At 40.2% G+C, this 25824-nt stretch carries 24 protein-coding genes; 11 read left to right on the top strand and 13 right to left on the bottom strand.

From position 1 onward, the window contains the following. Positions 1-118: 118 nt before the first annotated feature. Positions 119-1801, top strand: a complete 1683-nt coding sequence (locus AC59IL_RS05050) for a glycoside hydrolase (protein ID WP_496551002.1) — start codon at positions 119-121, stop codon at positions 1799-1801. A 20-nt stretch (positions 1802-1821) separates the two neighbouring features. Then, the gene (locus tag AC59IL_RS05045) at positions 1822-4575 is read left to right on the top strand and encodes a DUF8487 domain-containing protein (protein WP_496551001.1); all 2754 of its coding nucleotides are present in this window, start codon (positions 1822-1824) and stop codon (positions 4573-4575) included. On the opposite strand, the gene AC59IL_RS05040 is transcribed toward AC59IL_RS05045, so the two are convergent. From AC59IL_RS05040 to AC59IL_RS05020, 5 genes are all read right to left on the bottom strand, one after another. Then, positions 4561-4953 carry a nuclear transport factor 2 family protein gene (locus tag AC59IL_RS05040; protein WP_496551000.1) on the bottom strand — a complete coding sequence of 131 codons (393 nt, stop codon included), beginning with the start codon at positions 4951-4953 and terminating at the stop codon, positions 4561-4563. The two genes, AC59IL_RS05045 and AC59IL_RS05040, sit on opposite strands and share 15 nt — an antisense overlap. Positions 4954-5018: 65 nt before the next feature. Then, on the bottom strand, positions 5019-5909 hold the full coding sequence (locus tag AC59IL_RS05035; protein ID WP_496550999.1) for an MBL fold metallo-hydrolase: 891 nt from the start codon (positions 5907-5909) through the stop codon (positions 5019-5021). Positions 5910-5989: 80 nt separating this feature from the next. After that, on the bottom strand, positions 5990-6571 hold the full coding sequence (locus AC59IL_RS05030; protein ID WP_496550998.1) for a Crp/Fnr family transcriptional regulator: 582 nt from the start codon (positions 6569-6571) through the stop codon (positions 5990-5992). 73 nt (positions 6572-6644) lie between these two features. Next, positions 6645-7046, bottom strand: coding sequence for a response regulator (locus tag AC59IL_RS05025; RefSeq protein WP_496550997.1), 402 nt, complete (start codon positions 7044-7046; stop codon positions 6645-6647). Between the two features lie 204 nt (positions 7047-7250). Then, complete coding sequence (locus AC59IL_RS05020) at positions 7251-7523, bottom strand: hypothetical protein (RefSeq protein WP_496550996.1); 273 nt, start codon at positions 7521-7523, stop codon at positions 7251-7253. Positions 7524-8084: 561 nt separating this feature from the next. Between AC59IL_RS05020 and AC59IL_RS05015 the strand changes: the two genes are divergently transcribed. Then, a complete protein-coding gene (locus AC59IL_RS05015; protein WP_496550995.1) occupies positions 8085-8615 on the top strand; it encodes a YciE/YciF ferroxidase family protein in 531 nt (176 codons plus the stop codon). Positions 8616-8692: 77 nt separating this feature from the next. On the opposite strand, the gene AC59IL_RS05010 is transcribed toward AC59IL_RS05015, so the two are convergent. Then, positions 8693-9835, bottom strand: a complete 1143-nt coding sequence (locus tag AC59IL_RS05010; RefSeq protein WP_496550994.1) for a sialidase family protein — start codon at positions 9833-9835, stop codon at positions 8693-8695. A 186-nt stretch (positions 9836-10021) separates the two neighbouring features. Between AC59IL_RS05010 and AC59IL_RS05005 the strand changes: the two genes are divergently transcribed. Then, entirely contained in the window at positions 10022-10924 is a 903-nt protein-coding gene (locus AC59IL_RS05005) for an NmrA family NAD(P)-binding protein (protein ID WP_496550993.1), read from the top strand. Positions 10925-10939: 15 nt separating this feature from the next. After that, a complete protein-coding gene (locus AC59IL_RS05000) occupies positions 10940-11857 on the top strand; it encodes a helix-turn-helix domain-containing protein (RefSeq protein ID WP_496550992.1) in 918 nt (305 codons plus the stop codon). A gap of 49 nt (positions 11858-11906) precedes the next feature. On the opposite strand, the gene AC59IL_RS04995 is transcribed toward AC59IL_RS05000, so the two are convergent. Together AC59IL_RS04995 and AC59IL_RS04990 are read right to left on the bottom strand one after the other, a co-directional pair. Further along, a complete protein-coding gene (locus AC59IL_RS04995; protein WP_496550991.1) occupies positions 11907-12230 on the bottom strand; it encodes a cupin domain-containing protein in 324 nt (107 codons plus the stop codon). A gap of 114 nt (positions 12231-12344) precedes the next feature. Then, the gene (locus AC59IL_RS04990) at positions 12345-12551 is read right to left on the bottom strand and encodes a hypothetical protein (protein ID WP_496550990.1); all 207 of its coding nucleotides are present in this window, start codon (positions 12549-12551) and stop codon (positions 12345-12347) included. 739 nt (positions 12552-13290) lie between these two features. On the opposite strand from AC59IL_RS04990, the gene AC59IL_RS04985 reads away from it, so the two are divergent. Next, entirely contained in the window at positions 13291-13683 is a 393-nt protein-coding gene (locus AC59IL_RS04985) for a LytR/AlgR family response regulator transcription factor (RefSeq protein ID WP_496550989.1), read from the top strand. 268 nt (positions 13684-13951) lie between these two features. Here AC59IL_RS04985 and AC59IL_RS04980 read toward each other — a convergent pair whose 3' ends face one another. Beyond that, entirely contained in the window at positions 13952-14587 is a 636-nt protein-coding gene (locus tag AC59IL_RS04980; protein ID WP_496550988.1) for a DUF6266 family protein, read from the bottom strand. 563 nt (positions 14588-15150) lie between these two features. Here AC59IL_RS04980 and AC59IL_RS04975 point away from each other — a divergent pair. Together AC59IL_RS04975 and AC59IL_RS04970 are read left to right on the top strand one after the other, a co-directional pair. Next, positions 15151-15966 (top strand): SDR family NAD(P)-dependent oxidoreductase, encoded by an 816-nt coding sequence (locus tag AC59IL_RS04975; protein ID WP_496550987.1) that lies wholly within the window; start codon positions 15151-15153, stop codon positions 15964-15966. A 128-nt stretch (positions 15967-16094) separates the two neighbouring features. Further along, on the top strand, positions 16095-16991 hold the full coding sequence (locus AC59IL_RS04970; protein WP_496550986.1) for a helix-turn-helix domain-containing protein: 897 nt from the start codon (positions 16095-16097) through the stop codon (positions 16989-16991). A gap of 27 nt (positions 16992-17018) precedes the next feature. On the opposite strand, the gene AC59IL_RS04965 is transcribed toward AC59IL_RS04970, so the two are convergent. Next, on the bottom strand, positions 17019-17915 hold the full coding sequence (locus AC59IL_RS04965) for a helix-turn-helix domain-containing protein (RefSeq protein WP_496550985.1): 897 nt from the start codon (positions 17913-17915) through the stop codon (positions 17019-17021). 182 nt (positions 17916-18097) lie between these two features. On the opposite strand from AC59IL_RS04965, the gene AC59IL_RS04960 reads away from it, so the two are divergent. The 3 genes from AC59IL_RS04960 to AC59IL_RS04950 all read left to right on the top strand — a co-directional run bounded on the left by AC59IL_RS04960 (position 18098) and on the right by AC59IL_RS04950 (position 21344). Next, positions 18098-19825 (top strand): carboxymuconolactone decarboxylase family protein, encoded by a 1728-nt coding sequence (locus tag AC59IL_RS04960; protein ID WP_496550984.1) that lies wholly within the window; start codon positions 18098-18100, stop codon positions 19823-19825. A gap of 76 nt (positions 19826-19901) precedes the next feature. Next, on the top strand, positions 19902-20849 hold the full coding sequence (locus tag AC59IL_RS04955; protein WP_496550983.1) for an alpha/beta hydrolase: 948 nt from the start codon (positions 19902-19904) through the stop codon (positions 20847-20849). Positions 20850-20861: 12 nt separating this feature from the next. Next, the gene (locus tag AC59IL_RS04950; protein WP_496550982.1) at positions 20862-21344 is read left to right on the top strand and encodes a cupin domain-containing protein; all 483 of its coding nucleotides are present in this window, start codon (positions 20862-20864) and stop codon (positions 21342-21344) included. Between the two features lie 35 nt (positions 21345-21379). On the opposite strand, the gene AC59IL_RS04945 is transcribed toward AC59IL_RS04950, so the two are convergent. The 3 genes from AC59IL_RS04945 to AC59IL_RS04935 form a co-directional block, all read right to left on the bottom strand. Further along, complete coding sequence (locus AC59IL_RS04945) at positions 21380-21943, bottom strand: hypothetical protein (RefSeq protein WP_496550981.1); 564 nt, start codon at positions 21941-21943, stop codon at positions 21380-21382. Positions 21944-22153: 210 nt separating this feature from the next. Beyond that, positions 22154-22891 carry a dioxygenase family protein gene (locus AC59IL_RS04940; protein ID WP_496550980.1) on the bottom strand — a complete coding sequence of 246 codons (738 nt, stop codon included), beginning with the start codon at positions 22889-22891 and terminating at the stop codon, positions 22154-22156. Positions 22892-23257: 366 nt separating this feature from the next. Then, on the bottom strand, positions 23258-25741 hold the full coding sequence (locus AC59IL_RS04935) for a zinc-dependent metalloprotease (protein WP_496550979.1): 2484 nt from the start codon (positions 25739-25741) through the stop codon (positions 23258-23260). Positions 25742-25824: the final 83 nt, after the last annotated feature.

Raw genomic sequence — 25824 nt, 5'->3', positions numbered from 1 at the left:
CGCTTCAATTTTAAACTTCGCTATTATTTTCGAAGCCCACACAACAGAGGGCTATTCACGATTCACGATTCACGATTGCCGATTCACGATTCACGATTGACCAGTAATACTAATACCAATGAAAATATTTACAATTACAAATAAAATGATAGCAGTTGGTTTGATTCTCATAATGACGGTATCATGTGGCAAAGGTGGAGCTCCTGCTCCACCACCACAGCCGTTGAACCCTTGCATAGTTAATGGTGTTGACACCTGTGCAGCATCAAAAGGTATTAAAGTCAGCATCGATTTGAGCCAGTCATTCCAAACCATTCACAGTTTTGGCGCCTCTGATTGCTGGACGATCAAATACATAGGTAAAAACTGGCCTGATGCAAAACGAAATGAAATTGCCGACCTCCTGTTCAGCAAAAGCTTTGATGCTGATGGCAATCCCAAAGGCATCGGGCTGTCGATGTGGCGCAGCAACATCGGGGCAGGAAGTTTTGAACAAGGTGCAGCAAGTAACATCAGTTCCGACTGGCGAAGAGAAGAATGTTATTTGAATAGTAACGGAACATACGATTGGACAAAGCAATCAGGCAATCGTTGGTTTGTAAAAGCCGCAAAGGACAGAGGTGTAGAAAATTTGCTGCTTTTCTCAATCAGCCCCCCTGTGTGGATGACTAAAAATGGATACGCTTTCGGCCCCGATGGAACGGAAAAAAGCAAGTTGAATCTGACAGCAGGTAAAACCGATGCATTTGCAGATTTTCTTACCGAAGTAGTGAAACATTATAACCAGGATGGCCTTCCGGTAAATTATGTAAGTCCCGTAAACGAACCTCAATGGGACTGGACTGCAAACTCATCGGGCAAGGCATCGCAGGAAGGTTCTGCTGCCACTAATGCAGAATTTTCAGATTTGATAAAAGCAATCGATCAAAAAATAACAGGTAAAACGTTGCCGGTTAAAATTGCAGCAGGTGAAGCAGGTTCTTTGAACTACCTGTATCAGACAGTGACCGATAACCCGTTAAGAAGTGATGTTGTCAATTATTTCTGGAACTCAGGCAGCAGTGGCTATATCGGCAACCTGCCTTCCGTTGAAAAAGCCATGTTAGGACACAGTTATTTTGCGCAGCCAACCCTTTCGGATCTTGTTTCGAACCGTGTTGCACTCCAAAATAAAATCAGCGCAGTGAATCCCAATCTTAATTTCTGGCAATCGGAATATTGCATTCTTTCTTATGAATACAATACAGCCGGCAACGGAAGAGATTTAGGAATTGAATCGGCGTTGTATATTGCAAGAGTTATACATACTGACCTGGCATTAGCCAATGCAGCGTCATGGAGCTGGTGGTTGGCGGTGAGTCCTGGTGATTATAAGGATGGATTAGTTTATGTTTCCGATTTGTCGGGTAACATGGGTGAATTGGAAGCCACAAAAACAGATGGCCTTATTTACAAGTCAAAAATGCTTTGGGCAGTTGGAAATTTCTCCAGATTTATAAGACCGGGGATGAAGAGAATCAGCGCTGCAACCGATACTTACTCAAATCCCGAAGATGCAGCAAAGAACGTAATGATTTCAGCTTATAAAGATGAAGTCAATAAACAGGTTGTTATTGTTGTCATTAATATGACTACCGCATTACAAAACATTAATCTTACGGGTGTGAATTTTGTTCCAGGGTCGGTAAAATCATATACCACTTCAGGTTCAAAGGATTTAAGTGTGTCATCCGTTTCTGATGTATCGAAGGTTTTAGTAGAGGGAAAATCTATCATAACACTGACAGGTAATTACCAGTGATTAATTATAAAAGCACAAGAATGAGATTTGGTTTACTGTTTTTAATTGTTGTTTTAAGCTGTTCTATTGTACACGGCCAACAATTTTCATTGAATGGAATATGGCAGGTTCGTCTGGATTCAAACCATAAAAAACAGGCTGTTTCACTTCCCGGCACATTAGATGATGCAGGCATCGGCAATCCTGTTCAAATAAAACCGGAACTAAACACGGCAACCCTGACTCACCTTACACGAAAAGTTGAATTTACCGGTAAGGCTTATTATACAAGAACATTCACAATACCGAATGCTTTCGCTTCAAAAAAAGTTGAACTGGAATTAGGAAGAGTAATCTGGAAATCCAGTGTCTGGATCGATGGAAAAGAACTAACAACAACACAGGAGAGCCTGGTAACGCCGCATACATTCGATGTAACCGGTTTTGTTATTCCCGGAAAAAAACAAACGATTACTATTTGTATTGACAACTCGAATATTTATCCCGGCATCAATGTGTATGGTAAAAGATATCCTAAAGGCAGCGAGGAAATGGCGCACGCCTACACCAATCATACCCAAATAAAATGGAATGGTGTTTTAGGTTACATCGGTCTTATAGCAAAGCCAGCTATTTCTATTAGCGATGTACAGCTGTTTCCGGATTTGCAGCAGAAACAGCTTCGGATTGCTGCTGCAATTCACAATAACAAAAACCAAAAAGTAAAGTTTACCTCGTATGTGGTTGACGCCACCGGCAAAAGATGGAGCAATTCATCCTATACATCGGCTACAACTGCTGATTCCCTTAACTACAAAATACCACTGCAAAAAGACGTTACGTCCTGGAATGAATTCACGCCAACCCTGTATACGCTTGTAACCATTGTACAAAGCGAATATGGCAATGATACCGTTAAAACAAAATTTGGCATTCGCGATTTGCATGTTAAAGACAATGATTTGTATTTGAATAATGATCGCCTGTTCATACGAGGTAATCTTGAATGCATCATCTTTCCAAAGAAAGGTTATCCGCCTATGCAAAAGGGTGAATGGATGAAATTATTTTCAACTGCAAAATCGTATGGGTTAAATACATTTCGATTTCATAGCTGGTGCCCTCCGGAAGTTGCCTTCGAAGCAGCCGATGAAACCGGTTTTTATATGCAGGTGGAACTGCCAAACTGGAATCTGGAAGTTGGCAAAGACACGGCTGCGTTTAACTTTTTGCATCGTGAAGCTGCAGCAATACTCAAAAAGTATGGCAATCATCCTTCTTTTTGTTTTTTCAGTATGGGCAATGAACTGGAAGGGGATTTTAATAAACTGAATGCGCTTGTTGCAGCACTTAAAAGTAAAGATTCGCGGCATTTATACAGCACTACTACTTTTACTTTTCAGAAGGGAATTACAGGGGCGCCACAACGGGAGGATGATTATTACATAACCCAATGGACAAATAAGGGCTGGGTGCGTGGACAGGGAGTTTTCAATGACGAACCCCCATCTTTCAGTAAAGATTATACCGCCTCTCTTGAAGGTGTTAACGTACCTATCATTTCACACGAGATCGGTCAATATTCAGTATATCCTGATTTGGCGGAAATTGAAAAATACAATGGCAATCTGTTGCCGTTGAATTTCATTGCCGTAAAAAATGACCTGCAAAAAAAAGGATTGCTGCCAATGGCGCCTTCATTTTTACAGGCATCGGGCAGGTTCGCTTCATTATTATACAAAGAAGAAATAGAAAGAGCGCTGAAAACAAAAGGCTTTGACGGATATCATCTTTTGCAATTGCAGGATTTTCCGGGTCAGGGAACAGCATTGGTTGGATTGCTGAATGCATTCTGGCAAAGCAAAGGCATTGTAACGGCGAATGAATTTCATCAGTACAACAGCGAGGTTACTCCCCTGATTCGTTTTCCAAAAGCCGTTTACCGGAATAATGAAACCTTTGTGGCTGAAGTAGAACTGGCCAATTTTTATAAACCGCTTAACGCAGCAATAGGTTGGAAAATACAGGATGAAACCAACAAGGTTTTGGGAATGGGTTCATTCGAAAAAAAGGAATATGCAATTGGTAACTGTTTAGCAGTTGGCGCATTAAAATTCGATTTAAAGCAAATTACTTCAGCTCAGCATCTGACCGTAGAAGTATCTGTCAAAGGAACTCCCTACAAAAACAAGTGGAGTATTTGGGTTTATCCTGCTGAGCTTACAGAAGAAAACACAGATGTGATTGTCACCGGCTCTCTAATTGAAGCGTTAAATGCTTTACATAACGGACGCAAAGTTTTATTATCTCCATCTCCGGATACTTTAAAAGGTATCAAAGGAAAGTTCGTTCCTGTTTTCTGGAGTCCTGTTCATTTTCCTGACCAACCCGGCACCATGGGTCTTTTGATAAAACAACATCACGAAGCACTAAAAAATTTCCCAACCGATTTTTATAGTAACTGGCAATGGTGGGACTTAACCATAAAAAGCAAAACACTTGATGCGAATACTTTACCGGATAAAGCCATTATAGTAAGGGTGGTTGATAATTTTGTTCGAAATAAGAGTCTTACCAATTTATTTGAAGCAAAGCTTGGAACCGGTCGTTTAATTTTTTGCAGTATTGATATTCTGTCTGATTTAGATAACAGGCCTCAGGCAAAACAGTTACGGTACAGTTTGTTAAAGTACATGAACACCAACCATTTTAATCCTCCCGTAAGTATAACGCAGGAGCAATTGAGTGGTTACTTTAAGAAAGTTTGTCAGTTTATGTTTTTATTTAATCATTGAATTGTTTACCGGCTGGCTATCGACGAACTGCTCAAAACTAATAATTTTACCATCCTTCAATTTCCACAGGTGCGCTACCCTTGCTTCAAAATATTTGCCTGTTGCTTTGTATGTGCCTGAATAGGTACCATAGGCAACAACCTTGTTGTCATTGGCAACATAATCTTCGGGAGTGAATTTGTAATTCAACCATTCGCTGCCTAATCTGGTGAAAACATTTTTAGTTATACTTGTTAGGCCAATATATGTTCCTGCATAAGGAAAGCCTTTGGCTTCGGTCCAGGATATATCTTCGGCTACATGTTCAGCTAAATTTTTACCGTTTTCTTCTGAAGTCTTTCCTTCGTAAGTGCTTTTGATAATTTCCAGGTTTGTCATTCTGCTTTTATTTAAAAAACAGCCCGACAATACAACGAGCATTGTCAGGCTGCCTATAATTTGTTTTACCATTTCATTTCTCCTGTGTTCACTTTGGCTCCTATTTGCAGGGCAATGTCAAAAGTTAATGTTGGATATTTTGCTTTTAATGCGGCAATCAGGGCTTCCGAAGTTTTATTTGTTTTCAAAGCTTCTTCATAGTATTGGATATATGTTTTAGTATGATTCACAGCGGTTAAATCAAATGGTGAATCTGATTTGGCGTGAGCGGGAACTACAATAGCCGGTTGCAGCGATTCAATTTTGTTCAACACGCTTATCCATTGTTTACGGGCTTCTGCAGTTTGTGCATCAGCCATCCAAAGATGAAAGGTGTTGCCAAAAACATTTATTCCTCCAATAACGGCTTTAACAGAAGGTATCCAAACAAAAGTTTTAGATGGAAATTCTTCGAGTCCAATGATTTCCAATTTTTGCCCCTCCAGTTCAATACTATTCCCTTTCAGAACCTGTGGTAAAACGGCATTGGAAGTAATGTTTTTGCCTAATCTTTCGCCCCAGATCTCCAATTTCTTTTGAGCAGTAGCTTTGATATGCTCTACGGTTGCAGGAGAGGCGTAAGCAGTAACTTCCGGGAAATATTTTTTGAATACTTCCAGTCCGAAATAAAAATCGGGGTCGCCATGTGAAACATAAATAGTGGTGAGCTTTTTACCAGAGTTTTTGATTTCCTGTGCTACTTTTTCAGCATCTGCCAATGTAAATTGTGCATCAATTAAAACGGCTTCTGTTTTTCCTGATACAATTACCGATGCTACACCAAAACTATTTTCTGAAGCGTTGTAAACCTGAAGTTTGAAATTGCTGGTTTCAATAGTTTTGAAATTTTGTGCCTGGGTATCCATTTTAAATAAAATTAAAATTATTAATAATGCGGTTACTTTAAGTTGTTTCATTTGTTCTGTTTAATTGGTTATGCAAAGATGCATCGACCCAATCGCTGAAACATTGAACAAGTTCAATAAATGAAACGCGCTTATTTGTGGCCGGCTAATTTCTTTCTTATTTTACTTAAAAATTCGTGGCTGATGCCCAGGTACGCAGCTATTTGAAGATTAGTAAGCCGGGAATAGATGTTGGGATATTTTTCGATGAAATCAAGGTATCGCTGATCAGCCGTTTTACTCAAATTATCTATCATGCGTCTTTGCAGGGCGACATGCGTTTTTTGTGTCATTACCCTGAATAACTTTTCAATTTTAGGTAAATTCGTATAAGCGAACTCTTTATCTTTTTTTGAAATTAAAAGCACCGTGCTGTCTTCAAGCGCTTCTATATAAAGTTGTGATGGCTTTTCATTGGTAAAACTATCAATATCGGCCACCCACCAATTTTCAATGGCAAAATACAGTATTTGTTCAAAGCCATTTTGGTCAATATGATAAACACGAAAAAGTCCTTTGGTAACAAAGCCTTCAAACCTGCAAACTTCGTTTTCTCTTAATAAAAAATCCTTTTTTTTAATCAACTTCTGTTGAAATAAATTACAAAAGGCTTCCGTTTCATCATCAGAAAGAGAAATATGGCTGGCGATATTTTGTTTGAGGAGGCTTGTCATATCGAAAATAAAGATATCGATTTGAAAGCAGAACAAAAAAGAAGCCCGTCAACCAGAAACCGCTATTTACTGTTCACTGTTTGGGAATTGTAAGTAATTCTTTAATGACTGTAGTTAGTCCTTCAATAGAATGCGGCTTTATCAGATATTTTACAGCGCCACATTCATATGCTTTTTTAATAATAGCCAGGGAGCTGGCGGTAGAAAAGATAACCACGGGAGTTGACTTAACCCCTGAGTACTCTTTTATTTTTTGTAAGCATTCCACGCCATTTTCCCCCGGCATATTCATATCGAGTAAAATAAGATCAGGTAAAGTACCATTATTTGAATATAAATTTGTCAAAAGCGTTTTGCAGTTTTTAAACCATGTGATTTGAACTGAGGCATTGACTTCCTTTAATGCAAGTGAAAACAAATAATAATCGTCCGGATCATCATCAACCAAACAAATATGACGTATATCCATTTGCATTAGGATTTGTTTTTTACAGTTAATCTTGTACTACATAAGAACAGCCGTTTTGATTATAACTTCTTAAAAACTCATAGGTGGAGTATTGCAATTTACATTCCGTGTCAGTGTATTTAATAAGTATAAAAGCAAAAGGGGCGAAACGCCCCTTCTGTAGTGCAACATTTTGGAAATAGCTTGTGCATCAAAGGCAAGGAAACATTACTATGTAGTGGTTGAAGATGCATCAGAAATAATATCAGGTGGATGCTGCCCGATTGCAGGCGGTAAAGATTCCTCCTGCTTTCTGCGGTTAATTTCTGTCACAAGAGCATCAATATTAGCTTTGTGAAATGCAGACTCCGTTAATGTGCCACTAATAAAAGCCTTAGTATATTTTTCAGTTTCCTCTGCCAGCAAATCAATTAATGATTGCAAATGTAATTGCTGGTAGTTTTGATCCATATAAAATCCGCTAAGCCACAAATGTTGAACCATTCTTTGGGTTATAGAAAATATTCATATGTTTTTTTTATAAAATCACCTGAACATTAAAGATTTTCATTTACAGTATTTTTTCAATACTATTTTATTTGCATAAATGAAGAACTGAATATGTAGAAAATATTCTACAATATGTTGTCGGTTATGGTTGATAAGAAAAAAAGTGTTTGGTATATGTTCCGGTAATCCAACTTCTATCTGCATTTTTTCCTGTCCGCTTTGTTTCTTTTCTTCTTTCAAAATTTACTCAGCGCTTATTAATTTAATACGTTCAGGCTTCCGGCTCTATGCTCTTAACCGGGCGCACTCAATAAATGATCCGGTCAATGACGACCGGATTAAACTTTAATCACATCGAATGAAATAACACAATTCTAACTGTAAGGAATATACAATATTAACTTCCGGGGTTCATGAAAAACTACAATAATTACAGGGAATTTGATAGCCGTCAATATCCCCCATTTTAAACTGCAAGTGGCTAAAAATTATATCCATGTACGGAATAGTTATTGCGTTCATTTAACCATTGTAAAATCATTCAAAAAATAATATATGGAAACCAACATTCAGGCAACCAAAAATTCGATGTTGCAGAACTTTTTTGAAACATCTCTGCAGGAACTTTATTGGGCAGAAACACACCTGATACAGGTGCTCAATTCAATGAGCACGTCTGCTACCAATACCCAACTTAAGGAGGTGTTTATTGAGCACATGGAAGAAACAGAAAAGCATAAACAACGGCTTGAGGAAGTTTTTTCGCTGTTAGATATTCCTGCCCGCACTCAACGTTGCATGGGTCTTCAGGGACTTTTTGACGAGGGCTGGAAGGTAATAGATGAAACACAGGAAGGGTCGGCGCAGCGTGATGTTGCATTGATTATTGCAGCTCAAAAGGTGGAGCATTATGAAATAGCTTCGTATGGCAGCCTGATAACCCTTGCCAAAACAATGGGGCAAAATAAGATCGCAGATTTATTGGTCCCTACATTGGAAGAAGAAAAGGAAGCCGACCTGGCCCTGACTACCATTGCTGAAACCGGCATCAATACCGAGGCGAGTCAGGAAAAGGTGAACGCTTAACGTGTAAAGATAATAATGGCTTTTTAGCGTCTGTATTTTAATAGTAGTTGGGTGAGCCCCTGAAAGCCCGGGGCTCCCTACTCTATATTAACCAGTTGATAAGATACATACGGTTTATCGCCGTCACTTTTGGTATAGGCAACCATTGATTGATGATCATTTAAAGGTGATAATACCGGATAGCTTGCCAATGAACCATCACTTGTTAAGAAAGCTTTTTCTTCACTGATTCCCTCTTTGTTTCTTACCTCGATACCAATTCTTTTATTTACTTTATTGCCCGTCACCTGCGATTCATCCCAAACAATTACCACGTTTCCATTGGTCAGTGAAGCGAGTTGCGGATGAGAGCCCAACGAACTTACACTATCCTGCATTACAAAGGTTTTTCCGTTGTCGGTTGATTTTGTATAAAAGCAACCGCGTTTTTTGCCTCCTGTAAACCAGGCAAAGTGAAGTCCATCGGCATTTTCTGTCATGGCAGGGCCTGTATGCGGGCATCCGTTGATTACCCAGTTATCATTACTGATTCTTTCAGGATTAGTAAAACTGTTACCGCCATCTGTTGATACAATATGAACCATATCACGTATACTGTCCATAATGATGCCGCGATACAAAACATGAACACTGCCTTTTTTATCAACGAAAAGATCAGTGCGGCAGCACTGACAACAGGGCTGACTGATTAAACGGGCATTTTCAAAGCCATTGTTACCATGAGTAGCGGCAAAATACAGCCCCGACCCTTCCTTTGCGATTGTTTTCCGGTTATCGAGCCAGATAATACCTGCTTCTCCGTTTGGCATCAACGCTATATCATAATATCGCTGGTCGTAACTCGCCGTATCAGTTACCAATGGTTTGGGGGCCGTCCAGTTTTTTCCTTCATCAAACGACTGCACATAATACACCAACCCCGAATACTTATTTTTAGGATTGGGGTTGGCTGCTCCCCAGAGAGCTAAGATTTCGTGCGATGGTTTAAAAATGATCTTCGGAAGATTTTCTCCATGCGGTTGAATATTGCTGCTGCCTGGTATTACAATGGGTGCGGCAAATGTTTTTCCATTGTTACAAACGGCATAACAAAAAGCGGATGTGCTGTCATTGATCATACGCACCCAACTGATAACCGTATTCCCTTTTTCATCTTTAGTCAAAAAAGGACATTGACCGGGAATACTATCAATTTGTATGGCCTGATTTGAGTTGATCAACGGTTTTTGGGAACTGTTATGGCAACTAATACAATTTATTGCCAGTATACAAATGATAAAATATTTCATTTATTATTTCTTAAAGATGTTCGCAAAAATACCTCTTTTTGACTACAACAACAGTAGATTCAGCTACAGCTGTTTCGTGACCATTGTGAAACTTTGCAATATCAAAAAACAGCAAGTATGAAAATAGTTATTACAGGTTCGTTAGGGAACATCAGTAAACCACTGACAAAAGAGCTGGTATCGAAAGGACATTCGGTTACGGTTATCAGCAGTAACCCCGAAAGAAAAAAAGACATCGAAGCTATTGGTGCAAAAGCTGCCATTGGCACCATGGAAGATGCCGGTTTTTTAACAGACACTTTTAAAGGGGCCGACGTAGTTTATGCTATGGAAGCGCTTGGCTACAGCAGTTTCTTTGATCACAATGTTGACGTGATGGAGGCTATTGATAAGATTGTAAATAACTACAAACAAGCCATTGAACAGTCTGGTGTAAAACGCGTAGTGCACCTGAGCAGTATTGGCGCCCATACCGATAAAGGCAATGGTATTCTTGCCTTTCATCACAACGCAGAAAACATTTTGAAACAATTGCCGGCCGATGTAGCTATAACTTTTATGCGCCCTGTTGGATTTTATTATAATTTGTATTCCTTTGTAAATGCCATTAAAACGCAGGGCGTAATAGCATCAAACTATGGAGCCAATGATACATTTCCCTGGGTTGCACCGGTAGATATTGCCGCTGCCGTTGCCTCAGCACTGACAGCACCTCCTGAAGGCAGAAAAATACTTTATGTTGCCAGTGAAGAAATTTCCTGTAATGAAATTGCAGGTATATTGGGTGCAGCAATCGGAAAGCCCGATCTGAAATGGATCATTATTCCTGATGAACAATTACAAAGCGGTTTAATAGCAGCAGGAATGAACCCGCGCACGGCTGCCGGTTTTGTTGAAATGAACGCAGCTATACATAGTGGTAAGTTATATGAAGATTATTACAACAACAAACCGGTTCTGGGAAAAACAAAGATGACAGATTTTGCCAGGGAATTTGCAGCCGTTTATAATCAAAAATAATCCTATTATTGTAGCATGGCGGGCGTTCAACCATATAGAATTAAAACGATCAGTGAATTTCATAAGTTCAGGAATTTACCAAAGCCTGAACATCCGTTGATCAGCGTGATCAATATGGAATTGATCAAAAAGGTTTCCGGCGATGAAACAAGCCTGGTATTGGATTTTTATAACATTGCCCTTAAAAGGAATCTCAATGCCAGGGTGAAGTACGGTCAGCAGGAATATGATTTTGATGATGGCATTCTATTCTTTATTGCTCCCGGCCAGGTTTTTAGAGTTGAACCCCGTAATCAACAGGAAAGTAAACAATCAGGATGGATGTTACTCGTCCATCCCGATTTTTTATGGAATACACCTTTGGCCAAAACCATAAAGCAATACGAATATTTCGATTACGCTGTTAATGAAGCCCTGTTTCTTTCAGAAAAAGAAGAAACTACGGTTATAGGTCTTATACAAAACATCGAGCAGGAATATCGTTCGAATATTGATAAATTCAGTCAGAACATCATCATTGCGCAGCTTGAATTATTGCTCACCTATGCTGAAAGATTTTATCAGCGTCAGTTCATCACCCGCAAAATCACCAATCATAAGATCCTCGATCGTCTCGAAGAAATTCTTACAGACTATTTCAACAGCGATACTTTAATAAAAAAAGGATTGCCAACCGTTCAATACATAGCCGGTGCATTAAATGTATCGCCCAATTATTTAAGCAGCTTACTGAAAGTATTAACCGGACAAAGCACCCAGCAGCACATCCACAATAAACTGATTGAAAAGGCAAAGGAAAAATTGTCGACCACCGATTTAACCGTCAGTGAAATAGCGTATGAACTGGGTTTTGAGCACTCACAGTCATTCAGCAAATTGTTCAAAAGCAAGACCAGTCTTTCGCCGTTGCAGTTCAGGGAATCATTTAATTAGGGGGGGTGATCCGCTCAGCAGACAATGACCTTTTGCGGCAATGTTCTGATTATAGATAATCCTGCCGTATTGGAGTAAACACATCCACAACCTGACCCGCTTCGATGATTTCAATAGAATGCTCAACATTGGCAGGAATGGAATAGGTATCTCCTTCCGACAATAAATATTCTTCTCCTCCAAATTTCAATTTGTATTTCCCTGAGATAACATAACCACTTTGTTCGTTGGGGTGTTTATGAAAAGGAACAAAATCTGTTGCCTTATATAACATCTTTGCTACCATTGAGTCGTTACCAATGGAAAGAACTACAAAATCAACTCCTAAAAATTGTTTCGGAGTACCCTCTTCTTTTTTTACTATGTTTCTCATGTTTTTTCAGTGATTTTCACGTGAATATACTTCTTAAAAACAAAAAAGGGTGTGTATACACAAACCCTTGTAACCTAAGTTATGAGAAACCTGCTGCGAACGCCTTTCTGAGTTTCACCCATTGCCCTCTACCATCTCTATTGCCAGTTCTTCTACAAGATCGCCAATGAACCGGTCGATGGTTTGGGTAGTAATACCCGGCATACAAATAACATGCGATAAGCCACCTTCGCTGGCCAGTTGCCATTTGATGCATATTTCTTTTGACGGTAAAACAAGCATTTTATATAACCAGCTGATGTGCAGGAGAAAATAAGCCATACCCGGCTCTTCCCTAAAAAAAATGATTTTGGTACTCCCCCTTTTTTTCGGCTCGTGTGTCTTATATCTAAAGCGCGTGATTTATTACAACACGCAAAAATTTTAAAAATAAGTAGTACTTGTTTTTGGGCTGTGCGACTTCTTATTAGTAATGCCCATGTATACTATCTATGAGAAAATAATTTTATCAGGTAGTACTTATTTTTTGGTTGTGCGTATTAAATAAAAGAAAAAAAATTATCCCGCTTTGGGGGATGGGCCCTTTTTCGGGAACATATTATTATACGTGCTTAGGAGAAAATCATTTAGCATTCGGCGTAATGCACCTGTGAAAAGCCAGCGAGTAGGAATCAGGAAGTTATAAGTAGTAAGTAAAATCCCGCTTGCATCGACCATTGACCATTGACCATTCACCATTGATCATTCACCTTTTTTAGTGTTTTGTAATCTGTACTCTTTGAAAAACCGGCAGTTTGAGCCCTGTGAAAATGAAGTACAAGGGTTTGTATCTACTTACCTTTTCTTTTTCCAATAACTATGAACTTACAACTTAGAACTTAAAACTTAGAACTCAGAACTAAGAACTCTTTCCATAATGTAGGTTTAGTTTTCTCACATAAAAGGGTTTGTGTCTACTTACCCTTTATTATGAAATTAGAAATAAGGAATGAAAAATCAGAAATGAAAAAGTTCGGGCTGGCGATAACCACAAACCACAAACAACAAATTACAAACTAAAATGCAACAGTATTTCTTTATCAAAGTGAACTCGAAATATGTGCGCATCGATCTGAGCGACATTGTTTATGTAGAAAGCCTTCGTAACTATGTAAAGATCATAACCGGTAAACAGCAGTATGTAATATTAAATACCCTGAAAAAAATGGAAGAGCTGTTGCCGGCCGATCAGTTTTGCCGAATACATCGCAGCTTTATCGTGGCTATCAATAAAGTAGCGTCGTTCGACAATAACATGGTTTATATAAACGCTGAGCAAATTCCTATCGGGGATCAATACAAAGGAGCTATGGAACAAAAAGTAATGATCCTGAGAAATGGCGAGCGCAATGGCGAACAGGTATATACGAAATTTTTCGGCCCCGAATTACATACAAAGCTTTTTTGCCAATAGCTGTTTAGTTACCGGTTACCGGATTACTGGTACCTGGTAACTGGCAACCGGTAACCGTAATGCAATTGCATTAAAAATAAAAAAGGCCCCGAACGGGGCCTCCCTGCTGAAACAGGTTTTCAATTAAAGTTGCATCGCTTGCGGTTTCAACAAATACCCTTGTTTGTTGGGTTAACAAAAAGCTCAACGTATGGTGTATTGCTTTGGTTAGTTAGGTTGTGAAACCTGTAAAACTGCAACATAGATGGTCAGGATAAGGCGGGCAGCATTAGGTAATAGTTAACTGCCCCGTGTACCTGCTGTCAGACAGGTCATTGCCCTTAGTTTTCTTAAAGGCCAGCCAGGTATGAACCGTTTGACCCTTAAATTTGGGCACATTAATGGTAGCTGTACCAGCAATGCGCACAGCGCCATTCAACTTATACACGGTTTTGTTCAGTGCCTCGCAGTAAACTACCAATACTGCTTTGTCATTGGCTGAAGAGAAACCTTCGGCACTGGTATCAGTCCAGGTAAATGTTACCTGACCCGATCCCGCAGTGGCTGCGGCGTCATCTTCATTCTCCAAATCGCCCCGGCTAACAAGCACCTTGCTGTAGTTAATGCCAAACTCAGGGTATTCGCCCGAAACGGCATTCTTAATGTTGTAGCCGAGGGCACTGTTTAGCCCCGTCATATTGTTGGCAAACCGGGCAAAGCTGATTTCAAGCAATCCGTTCATGGAATGCAGAAAACGCGCTACCACTTTAAATTTTGCCTGTTGAATTAACTGGTCATCACTGGGTGCTGACCGTTTACGGCTGGAGCGGCCTTTCATTACATTTATGCCTTTCCAGCTACTTCCTGTTACGGTTCCTACTTTGCCGCTGAATGAGCCGAGGATACCTTGTTCAAACTTTCCCATAAAAAATGGTTTTTAATGTGAAACAAAATGGTTTACTAACGGAACCGTACCCTGTGAGTAACCGGTATATCACTGGCCCGATTCCGACACAAACATACAGCGGCAAAAAAAGGGGCCTTTCGCATTTACTCACATTCGCTCACTTTTACTCATTTATACTCGTTTATACTCACATTTGTCCGCTTTTGGCGTATTTGTCGCGCAGAATTGATTGAATCGAAGGGGTTATAAACAGAAATAGTATTGTTGCCGCCTATTCGAACAACAAAATAAAAATCACTTATTGCAACAGTAAAGGCGCCGGGATGTATTCAGCTTTTGTTCGGGAAGTATTCGGGAAGCATTCAGGAAGCGTTCGGGAATCCTCCGAAGCCGTCCCGAAGCCATCCTGAATACATCCCGGAATCATCCCGAATACAAGGAAGAATAAAAAAGCGCCGCTATTTGAATGAAGCGGCGCTTAGCGTATGCAAACCGTAAAAATGTATCACATCTTCCAACTTTTGTATAATGATCAGGCAAAACTTGTCTTCTAATTTTACATCATTATTAAAAACTAAATAATGAAAAAGACAATATTAATTACAGGCGCCTCCCGTGGATTTGGAAAACTATGGGCAAAAGAATTTCTTAAACGTGGTGATAATGTAGTTGCTACAGCAAGAAACACCGAATCGCTCAATGATTTAACTAATGAATATGGAAATTCAGTGCTGACGCTTCAATTAGATGTAACCAACAGAGCGCAGTGTTTTGAAGTGGTAAACAAGGCGTATAAACATTTTGGGAAATTAGATGTTGTTATCAACAACGCAGGCTATGGATTGTTCGGCGCCATAGAAGAAGCAAATGAGCAGGAAATCCGAAACCAGTTTGAGACGAACGTTTTTGGCACATTGTGGATTAGTCAGGCTGCCATTCCGGTGATGAGAAACCAGGGCAGTGGACATATTATTCAGGTATCCAGCGTTTTGGGAATAACAGCTATACCATTATTAGGGATTTATAATGCTTCCAAATGGGCCCTTGAAGGTATTACTGAATCAATGGCACAGGAAATAAAGAATTTTGGCATCAACACAACGCTCATTGAACCTATTGCTTACAATACCAATTTCTCTGGTGATTCGGCGGTAAATTCGAAAACCATTGATGCTTATGATGGTCTGCGAACCGTAGTTTATCAACAAAGAGAGCATATGCCTTTTGGCGATCCCGTAGCTACAACACCTGCCATTTTAAAAATCGTAGATGCAGAAAATCCACCGTTCCGTATTTTCTTTGGCAATACGGCTTTGCCATGGGTGAAACAGGTTTATGCCGATCGTTTATCGCAATGGGAACAATGGAGTGAATTATCAGTGGCAGCTCACGGATAAAACCTACACCTTCGGGATGGCGCCTGGCAAGTCGTAAACTTAAATTTTAACTGCCACTACCAATAAATTCTATAAAATCTATGTCCCAGTACATAGATTTTTGTTATTTTGTTTATATTAGAAAAAGCATGAAACATTATAAAACCATAAGCGAACTATATACTAAAAATGGATATCCGCCACCGGAAAATCCTTTGTTTAGCCTGGTAACATGCGAAGAGTTAAGCAGTTGTACATTGGCCAATGCTGAGTTCACGACTGATTTTTATATCATTTCATTTAAAAAAATAAAATCAGGCACATTTTTATACGGCAAAACCAGGTACGACCACGACAATGGCTCCCTGTCGTTTATAAAACCCCGTCAAATTATAGCAATAAGCGACCTTGAACTAACTGAAAAAGGTTTTATAATTCATATACACGAAGACTTTTTGATTAAGCATCATCTTCATTCAGATATAAAAAAGTATACTTATTTCGACTATGAAGTAAATGAAGCCCTGCATTTATCACCCAAAGAAGAAGAAATAATCTGGGACTTATTTTATAAAATAAAGCTGGAATATTATAATAACCAGGATGAATACAGCAAAGACATCATGCTTACTCATATTGACTCCATTTTAAAATATGCCCAACGGTTTTATAAGCGGCAATTTTTAAACCGCACTGTATTTTCCGGAACAATAATTTCTAAGTTTACTGAAATTTTGAAATTGTATTTTGAAAATGGAAAACTTCAAAAAGATGGTTTGCCAACAGTGAAATATATGGCATCTCAATTATCAATTTCTTCCAGATATTTAAGCGACTTACTAAAACAGGAAACAGGTAAAACAGCATTGGAACACATCCATATCTTTCTGATTGACGAAGCAAAAAATATGTTGATGAGTACTGATAATACTGTTGCAGAAACTGCTTACCAATTAGGCTTTGAAAACCCTCCCTATTTTTCGAGGTTGTTTAAAAAAGAAGTAGGACTTACACCTGTTGAATACAAAGAGCAGTTTATGAATTAGCGGCTTTGCGGCTCAGGCCGGCACAGCTCAATTCAACGTCTTATATTCATTGGGCGTATACCCCACACGTTGTTTAAATAAACGGCTGAAATGCTGGGTGTATTTAAAGCCCAGTTCATAGGCAACATCGCTGGCTGATTTTCCCGGTTCAAAAATTTTTTCTTTGGCAAGGTCAATCACCTTTGCATGTATATATTCCTGTGCTGATTTTCCCGTTTCTTTTTTTATCAGGTCGCCAAAGTAGTTAGCCGAAAGATGTAATTCTCCGGCGCAATAATTCACTGTTGGTAAGCCAAGATTTTGCGGCTTATCAGATTGGAAATAGCTATTCAGTAAATCTTCGAACTTTTCTAAAATGCCTTTATTAGCCTTGTCACGGGTAATAAATTGTCGGTCGTAAAAACGAATGCAGTGATTTAGAAACAATTCTATAGTTGATACTATCAGCATCTTGCTGTGCTTATCAACTCCATGTTTTAATTCAAATTCAATCTTATTAAAAAGGTCTAATACAATCTGCCGTTCGTACTCCGACAAGTGAAGCGCCTCATTCACTTCATACGAGAAAAATGTATAGTCACTCATATGCCTTCCAAGCGAAGTGCCATGTATCAGGTCAGGATGAAAGACCAACGCATGTCCTTGTGGTTGATAATATTCGCCCGGGTGGTTTGATCCAATCACTTGCCCCGGGGCAAGAAATATTAATGTGCCTTCTTCGTAATCATAGTAGTTGCAGCCATACCGCAAATCGCCACATTTTATTTTTTTTAAAAACACAGTATAGAAGTTATAATTCATTCGCCGGGCTTCTCTTGGATCTGCCTTTGATAAATCAACAATGCTAACGAGGGGGTGCAGCGTTTCCTGTTTATTGAAAGCATTGTATTGGCTGATTGTTTCAAACCTGAGAATGTTATCCATATACTTATTTCTTAAAATGGCATGATACAAATTTACTAATTATTGGGTGCCTGTAATAATGCCCGCCGGTAAATCAGTGATTTTGGTACAGAATACCGTAATCCGTATGCATACCAACCGGAAAATCGCCCTGACCTTTGCATCAGCAGGGAAAAAACACTTCATGAATTAAAATGACAGGTATGAAAAGAATAAAATTGATACTTCTTCTAACACTCGTTTCTGCTCGCCTTGTTTTTGCAGGCAACACTAGCACATACAACATTATGCAAACAAATCAGGCATTGGATGCCAGGCAGCAGGCGATCGTCACCATTTCTGCGTTCACAGCACAGGGAAATATGGTGGAATTACAGAAAGCATTGAACAATGGATTAGATTCCGGATTAACAATCAATGAAATAAAAGAAGTGCTGGTACAGCTTTATGCTTATGCCGGATTTCCACGTAGCCTCAATTCCCTTCACTCCTTTATGGATGTTTTAAAGGATAGAAAGCTGAGAGGAATAAAAGATGAGTTGGGTAAAGCCGCCAATCCTTTTACAACAAATAAAAGCAAGTTGCAATCAGGAACAGAGATTCAAACAAAACTTGTAGGACAACCTGTTACCGGCGAAGTTTATGAGTTTGCACCTGCCATTGACCAATTCCTGAAAGAACACCTGTTTGCCGACATTTTCGGACGTGACAATCCTGACTGGAAAACCCGTGAGCTTGCAACTATTTCTGCGCTTGCAAGTCTCGACGGAACAGAAAACCAATTGCGTTCTCACTTCAATGTTGGCCTATATAACGGACTTACAGAAGCTCAGCTCAATAATCTTGTATCTATTATTCATACGAATGTTGGTAATAACCAAGGTGTTGCTGCAAATGAAGTATTGCAAACAGTTTTGAAGCAAAGGAAAAATAATAATTCATCAAACAAAACAACATCAGGTAGCAATTTGCCCGTTAGAGAAGAACCTGCCGACAGCAATGGTATTCATGTCGAAAAAGTTTTCTTTCCCAATCAAATTGTTCCAAAGAGCAATATTAATATAGCCGCCAACCTGTTTTTTCCTCCCGGTTTTGATACATCAAAAAAATACCCGGCAATCATTGTAGCACATCCGGCTGGCGGTGTTAAAGAACAAACTGCCGGCTTATATGCCCGTAAACTTGCTGAACTCGGTTACATTACTTTAGCTTTTGATGCATCTTATCAGGGAGAAAGCGGAGGAGAGCCAAGGTTTTTAGAAGACCCGGAAGTACGTGTAGAAGACTTCAGTGCAGCCACCGACTTTTTAAGTTTGCATTCTTCAGTTGATCCGAACAGAATAGGCGTTCTTGGAATATGCGCAGGAGGAGGCTATGCGGTTAAAGCTGCACAAACAGAACACCGCTTAAAGGCAGCAGCTACTATTAGCATGGTTGATTTAGGCCAGTTACGCAGAGAAGGTTTAGGCGGTATGCTAACCCCATTATTGCAAAAGCGTATGGATGAAGTGGCAGTGCAACGTACAAAAGAAGCGGCTGGCGAACCGTTAAAAATGGTTTCATTTAGTTCGGGTGCCGGTTCAGATCCATCAAAAGTTCCCACCATGTACCGTGAAATAGCGGATTATTATGGTACACCAAGAGGCTATCATCCAAGAGCAGCAACAGGGTATGTGTTTACCAGCCTTTCGAGGCTGTTTAACTTTACTGCTTTAGATCATGTTGAATTAATTGCTCCAAGACCCCTTTTGTTTATTGTAGGCAGCATTGCCGACAGCCGCTACTTCAGTGACAATGCTTATGCAAAAGCAGGTAAACCCAGCGAGTTATTTGAAGTAAAGGGCGCAACACATGTTGATATGTATGATAAGCCGCAGTATGTTCAACAGGCAGTAATCAAATTGAAAGAATTTTATGGTAAATACTTATAGCCTGCATCAACAAAAATGGGTAACAAATCTCCAATAGGATGTTTAATTTTTAATAAAAATCTTAATAATAAAAATCATGAGTACCAGCAATGAAATAAGCGTTGAAAAAGTCCGCTTCAAAAACCACTTTTCTATAGAAGTAGCAGGCAATATGTACCATTTGAAAGATATGGATAATGCCCAAAAGTATCCTGCTATTGTAGTGGGGCATCCATTTATGGGTGTTAAGGAACAAACAGCGGGACTATATGCTAAAAAACTTGCCGAACTGGGCTATGTAACCCTTGCATTCGACGCCTCCTATTATGGAGAAAGCGGAGGTGATCCCCGCAATATAGAAATTCCCGCTGTACGAGTTGAAGATTTCAGTGCAGCTGTAGACTTTCTTAGCAATAACCCTTTAGTCGATGAAAACCGTATTGGCGTATTGGGCATTTGTGGCGGTGGCGGTTATGTTGTTAGTGCAGCACAGATAGATCACCGAATGAAAGCAGTGGCGACGATAAGTATGTACGACCTGGGGCGTGCACGCAGACAAGGTCTTGGTGATAATGTTCCCTATGACCTTCGTATGAAAACACTTGATGATATCGGGCAACAACGAACAAAAGAATTCAGAGGAGAAACCCGCAGAGATTACAACTCAAGCATTGACCTCAATCCAAGCCCCGGAAATCCGGATCCGAAGAATGCGGAGATGGGACGTGAATTATATGATTACTATGCAACATCAAGAGCTTACCATCCCAATGCTTTAGGTCGTGTTTCGTACACAAGTTTGGCTAAGATGATGAATTTCTTCCCTTTCGCACAGATTGAAACCATTTCGCCCCGTCCACTACTTTTTATCGTTGGCAGTCGTGCCTTGTCAGCCTATTTTAGCGAAGATGCGCATAGCAAAGCCGCCGAACCGAAGGAGCTCTTTGTAATTGATGATGCATCGCATGTAGATTTGTATGATAAGCCGCAGTATGTTCAACAAGCAATACAAAAAATGAAAGATTTCTTTGGCAAAAATCTCTAAACAGGTAAAAGGATGAAACCAACAAGTATTTCAATAATTGCTTTCATCATTTCAATGCTTTTTTCATGTACTCCCGGGAAAAACAGAATGACAATGAGCAGCACTCAGAATACAGTCAGAATATTTCCCAAAGGCGAAAAAATCACCAATGATAATTTTATAGGAAATGCGTGGCTTGAGCAAATGATTGCACCGGACAGCTTGAATCCCACACAGGTTGGAAGCGTAACTTTTGAACCGGGTGCAAGAACGAAATGGCATTTACATCCGGGAGGTCAGATTTTATTAATCATCAATGGAACAGGTTATTACCAGGAAAAAGGTAGTCCGAAAAGAATAATTCATAAAGGTGATGTTATTAAATGTTCCCCGAACATACCGCATTGGCATGGTGCAGGCAAAGACGATGAGTTGATTCAAATTGCTATAACGAATACTCAAAAAGGTGCAACAGTGTGGTTAGAAACAGTAACGGATGAAGAATACCATAAGTAAGTAGCTAACAATTTAAAAATCGGAACATTGGAAGGTTATGGGGTTTTAGATAATAAACATTCATTTTTGACCTGAATATACTTCTCATATTTTTCCAGGGCAATCAGTCTGCCGGGTAAATAGCTGTAAGAACCGGTGTTAAAATTAAACACGCTCATATTGATCCCGAAAAGCATCGGCTGCTGGTTGTTTTGCTTCAGGAAATGAATATCCGAATCGGGTTGTTGCTCATAGTAGCGGCAACCTTCTTCGTATGTTGACATTATTTCACGGCACTTCTTTAATTCAATTTTCCAGTATGTGCTTCTTTTTTTGTCACCCGGCTGTAAAAGAACTGATTTGTAAATTAAAGTAAAATAATCGATCAGCCCGGCAAACGCTGCTCTGATGATCTTATAAAAATAAATTTCCTCCTGCTGACTCAAAAAGCGGTAATCATTAGCCATCTTCTCTATGCGCAACCATGTTTGCAGCGCTAACCCGAATACTTGTTCTATCCACTTCAGTTCATCGGTCAATTCAACAGCCTTCTTTTCAATTTCATGTTCTAATGTTTTATAAGTATGCAGGCACTCTCTTAAAAAAGATGAATATTCCATAAGTTTTTTTAACTTAAAAGAAAGGGTAAAAGAATATTCATAGGCTGCAATTGTCATTCTTAGCTGAAGACAATAAAAGGTAAGTAAAAACATACCCTTTTATCTGTTGCATGGTGTGTTACATGAGAAAACTATAAAATGAAGGGTAAGTAGAAACAAACCCTTGAATCTAACCTTTGTATGTTAAAACCTACTGCAAACATCTTTCTCTTATGCTGCCACATAAATGGTATGGGTAAGTGTATACCCTGCCGATATACTTCCTGTTACCGTACTCAATTCAGTTGTCAGCGAATCGCTGAACACCATATCGGCCGAATTGGCTGTATCCTGTGTACCTCGTGCTGTATAGGCCGAGTGTGTTGTATACACCGTGTTGCACACGTCGGTAGGAAATGCTATTTGGGTTACGAGCAATGAAGTACCTGCACTATTGTAAATATGTGCATGAATGTGTGGCGCTCTTGGCGAATACCAGCCCGGGAAAATACTGGTAAAAGTTACCAGCCCGTTTGAATCGGTTGTTTGACGCCCTCTTAAAAAATGTGAAGCCGTATAATCAATAGTAGCATAACTGCCGCCAGGCGTGTCGCTATATTCGGAATAATAACCCAGTGCGGTGCAATGCCAGATATCAACCAGGGCGCCGGCAAGAACAGCACAACTGTTATTGATGTTCTTAATAGTAATTTTAATTGTTAACGCTACGCCACTCTGACCGTCTGTAATATTGCTGCGTACCAGCGATGAAGGAGTAACTGTAGGGTATGGCCCTGCTGTTTCGGAACCTGTAGCCGTACATGAGCTGGAAGATGAACCGGAACCTGAGCTTGAATCCGAACCGGAAGAATCTGATCCTGTGCTTTTCTTACACGAATTTGCCAATGGTAAAACTGCCGCCATGCCTAAAGCCGCCATGCCTTTTTTCAGAAACGTCTTTCTTTCCATTTGAATTTAGTTTTTATAAGTACGAAATATTTATGCATTGTTGCAATTTGTATTACGACGGTTCACATTGTGTTCGTTGGGTGAAGTATGTAATTTTTTTTTGATTTATTTTTTTCAGGCAACGTAAAAAAAAGGGTTACTGCAAATGAATCTTCTTTCTTCACTTTCTTATTTTTCATTTTTCATTCTTCATTTCTCATTTAAAAGAAAGGGTAAGTAGAAACAAACCCTTTTTTTGATGGACATGTATTGTCACCTTAAAAAAACATAGTTCAAATATTTTATTACAGATACAGGGCCGTACTAAATAAAAAGGGTAAGTAGACACAAACCCTTTGCTCTGATTTAGCATTGCACATGAGAAAACTAACTATTCGGATACAACGCCGTACGTACTTTTTCAATAATAAGCTGTATATGCGCTTTGCTTTGAGGATCGGTAAAGCGCACCACCGATGCTTTCAACTCAGGTAGCAGCGACACCAAATGCGCCCTGATGAGTGCTATTGCATCGGCATCGTAGCCGGCTTCCGGCGCCACTATTTTTTTATCCTTGTCGGGCAGAACTCCCTGAATCATATCATTGATGTAGGCGTTTTGCAGATCGCGCCGGTAAGCGTCGATCGCTTTACCCGTGGTCAGCTCGCGCCAGATACTTTTTTTCATATCGTTCAGAAATTCAAAAGCAGTATAGCTGTTTCCAACCTGGGGTGATCTGTCCTGCATAAACAGCCATCCTATTTTCGACATCGTGGCTTCCAATAATCTAACGCCGGTTGTAGTCATTGCTCCCATGGTGGGGTCTATATTCTCCTGAATTACTTTATTGGTCAACCATTTTGGTGTTTGAAACACCTGTTCATCCAAAAAGGCTACGGCTTCTTTCTGCCGGTTGCGCGACAAAGACCGGTACTGGGGACCATTTTCTTCCACTGACTTAAAGTCGAGATAAAAGCCGGCTATATTGTTGATCACATGTACAGCATATTGCGCGTATTGATTCACCAGCGCCTTATACATTTGATTCAGGCTGGTATAAGCCACTTCGTTTGGCTCACGGGTCCATGATGGCAATTGCTCTATAATACGTTTGAGATTTTTGATACCATAGGTACTTGCTTTTGCAGCATTATCGCCCAGGTCTTCATTTTGATTTCTGGGGTCGTATTGGTATAATGTTGGTTGAGGGCCATACCATAACCGGTGATTTTTAGTAACACTGTCAATGATCCATTTGTTAAGCAAAGTCTTTTCGGCTTTGACGTTCATGGTGCCCGGGAACCGACGGTACCCCCATTCAATGGCCCATTTATCATAATCGTTTATTCGCGGAAAGATGCCTTTTTCACTGATGCTGTCTTCAGGCTGCGCCACGTAATTGAAACGCGCATAATCCATGATGGAAGGTGTATGTCCATGTGCCTCCACCCATTTTTTATTACGCAGGCTGTCAACCGGTACCGTAGAAGAGGAACCGAAATTATGCATCAGCCCCAGCGTATGCCCAACTTCGTGCGAAGAAACAAAACGGATCAATTGTCCCATCAGTTCATCGTCAAATTCCATTTTCCTGGCCCTCGGGTCTACCGCACCTGCCTGTATCATATACCAGTTGTGCAACAGTTGCATTACATTATGAAACCAGCTTACATGGGTTTCGAGTATTTCGCCGCTGCGCGGATCGTGCACATGTGGCCCCATAGCATTGGGTACATCAGAAGGTTTATACACAATAGCTGAATGGGCGGCATCATCGAGGCTCCAGGTGCTGTCATCGGCAGGCGCTTCCTTAGCTATGATCGCATTTTTAAAACCGGCCTGCTCAAATGCTTTCTGCCAGTCGTTCACGCCCTGTATGAGGTAAGGCACCCATTTTTTGGGCGTAGCCGGATCAATATAAAACACGATAGGCTTTTGAGGCTCCACCAGTTCTCCGCGGAAATATTTTTCCCAGTCCCCTTCTTTTGGTTCAAGCCGCCAGCGGGTGATCATATCGGTATTTTTTACCCCCTGCGGGTTGGCATCGAAGTCTACATAACCGGTTGAAAAATATCCTACCCTTCTATCAACATAACGGGGCTGCATAGGTACTTTTGGCAGCAATAGCAGCGAATTGTTCACTTCGAACGTCATAGCATCGGGCATACCTGGCCCCCCGGCACCATATGTTCTGATCGTTTTTATTTCAATATTTTGTGTAAAGGTTTTTATACACTTTACATACGACCTGTCTTTCAGAAATGCGCCGGCCCCTACAGCTGTTTTGTAACCGGGATCCCAGGAAAGCAGGCTGTTATCGTTGCTGACCAGGTCGGTGATATCGATTACGCTGGCAGGTTGTTTCGTGTTATACGTTTTTACCGGAAATGCGGCCACTATGGGCTGCACGCTTGACTGTAACACCGAACGGTACATTCCGTTTTCAGATGAATCGGCCGAGTGTATCTGGTACGACACGCCGCGTACGAATATTTTATCGGCGGGGCCTTTTTCAAAGCGGATCACTTTTTCGTTCACTTCATCGCCTGCATACAGGCCCATGCGCAAACTTTCCGATTTTCGTACAACCGGTGTTTGCGTTAACCTTGTTACCAGCAATATATCACGTCCCAGCAGGCTGTCGAGAATTTCGAGGTAAAAATTTTCATCAATCTGGTGCACCGTTAGCATACCCCTTTGAGTAACCGCTTTGGTTGTGATTACCTTGTCGTAGGCCATAGGCTTTTTTAGCGAAGGGCTATCGATTTTCAGGGCACTTTTGCCTGCCGTGGTATCGCTCTTTAACGGATTTTTTTGCGCCCATGCAGCTGTCGATAATAACAACAGGCATCCAACCAATTGTTTTTTCATCTGTAAATATTTATTGTTTTTTGGCCAGATGGATCTTACCATCCCGATTGCATTGGGATGGTAAGATTCATTTGATTAGCTCC

Source organism: Niastella sp. sgz303648, from assembly GCF_059587045.1.
The sequence above is the reverse complement of the archived record's forward strand: the minus strand, read 5'-3'. Positions and strand labels throughout refer to the sequence as shown.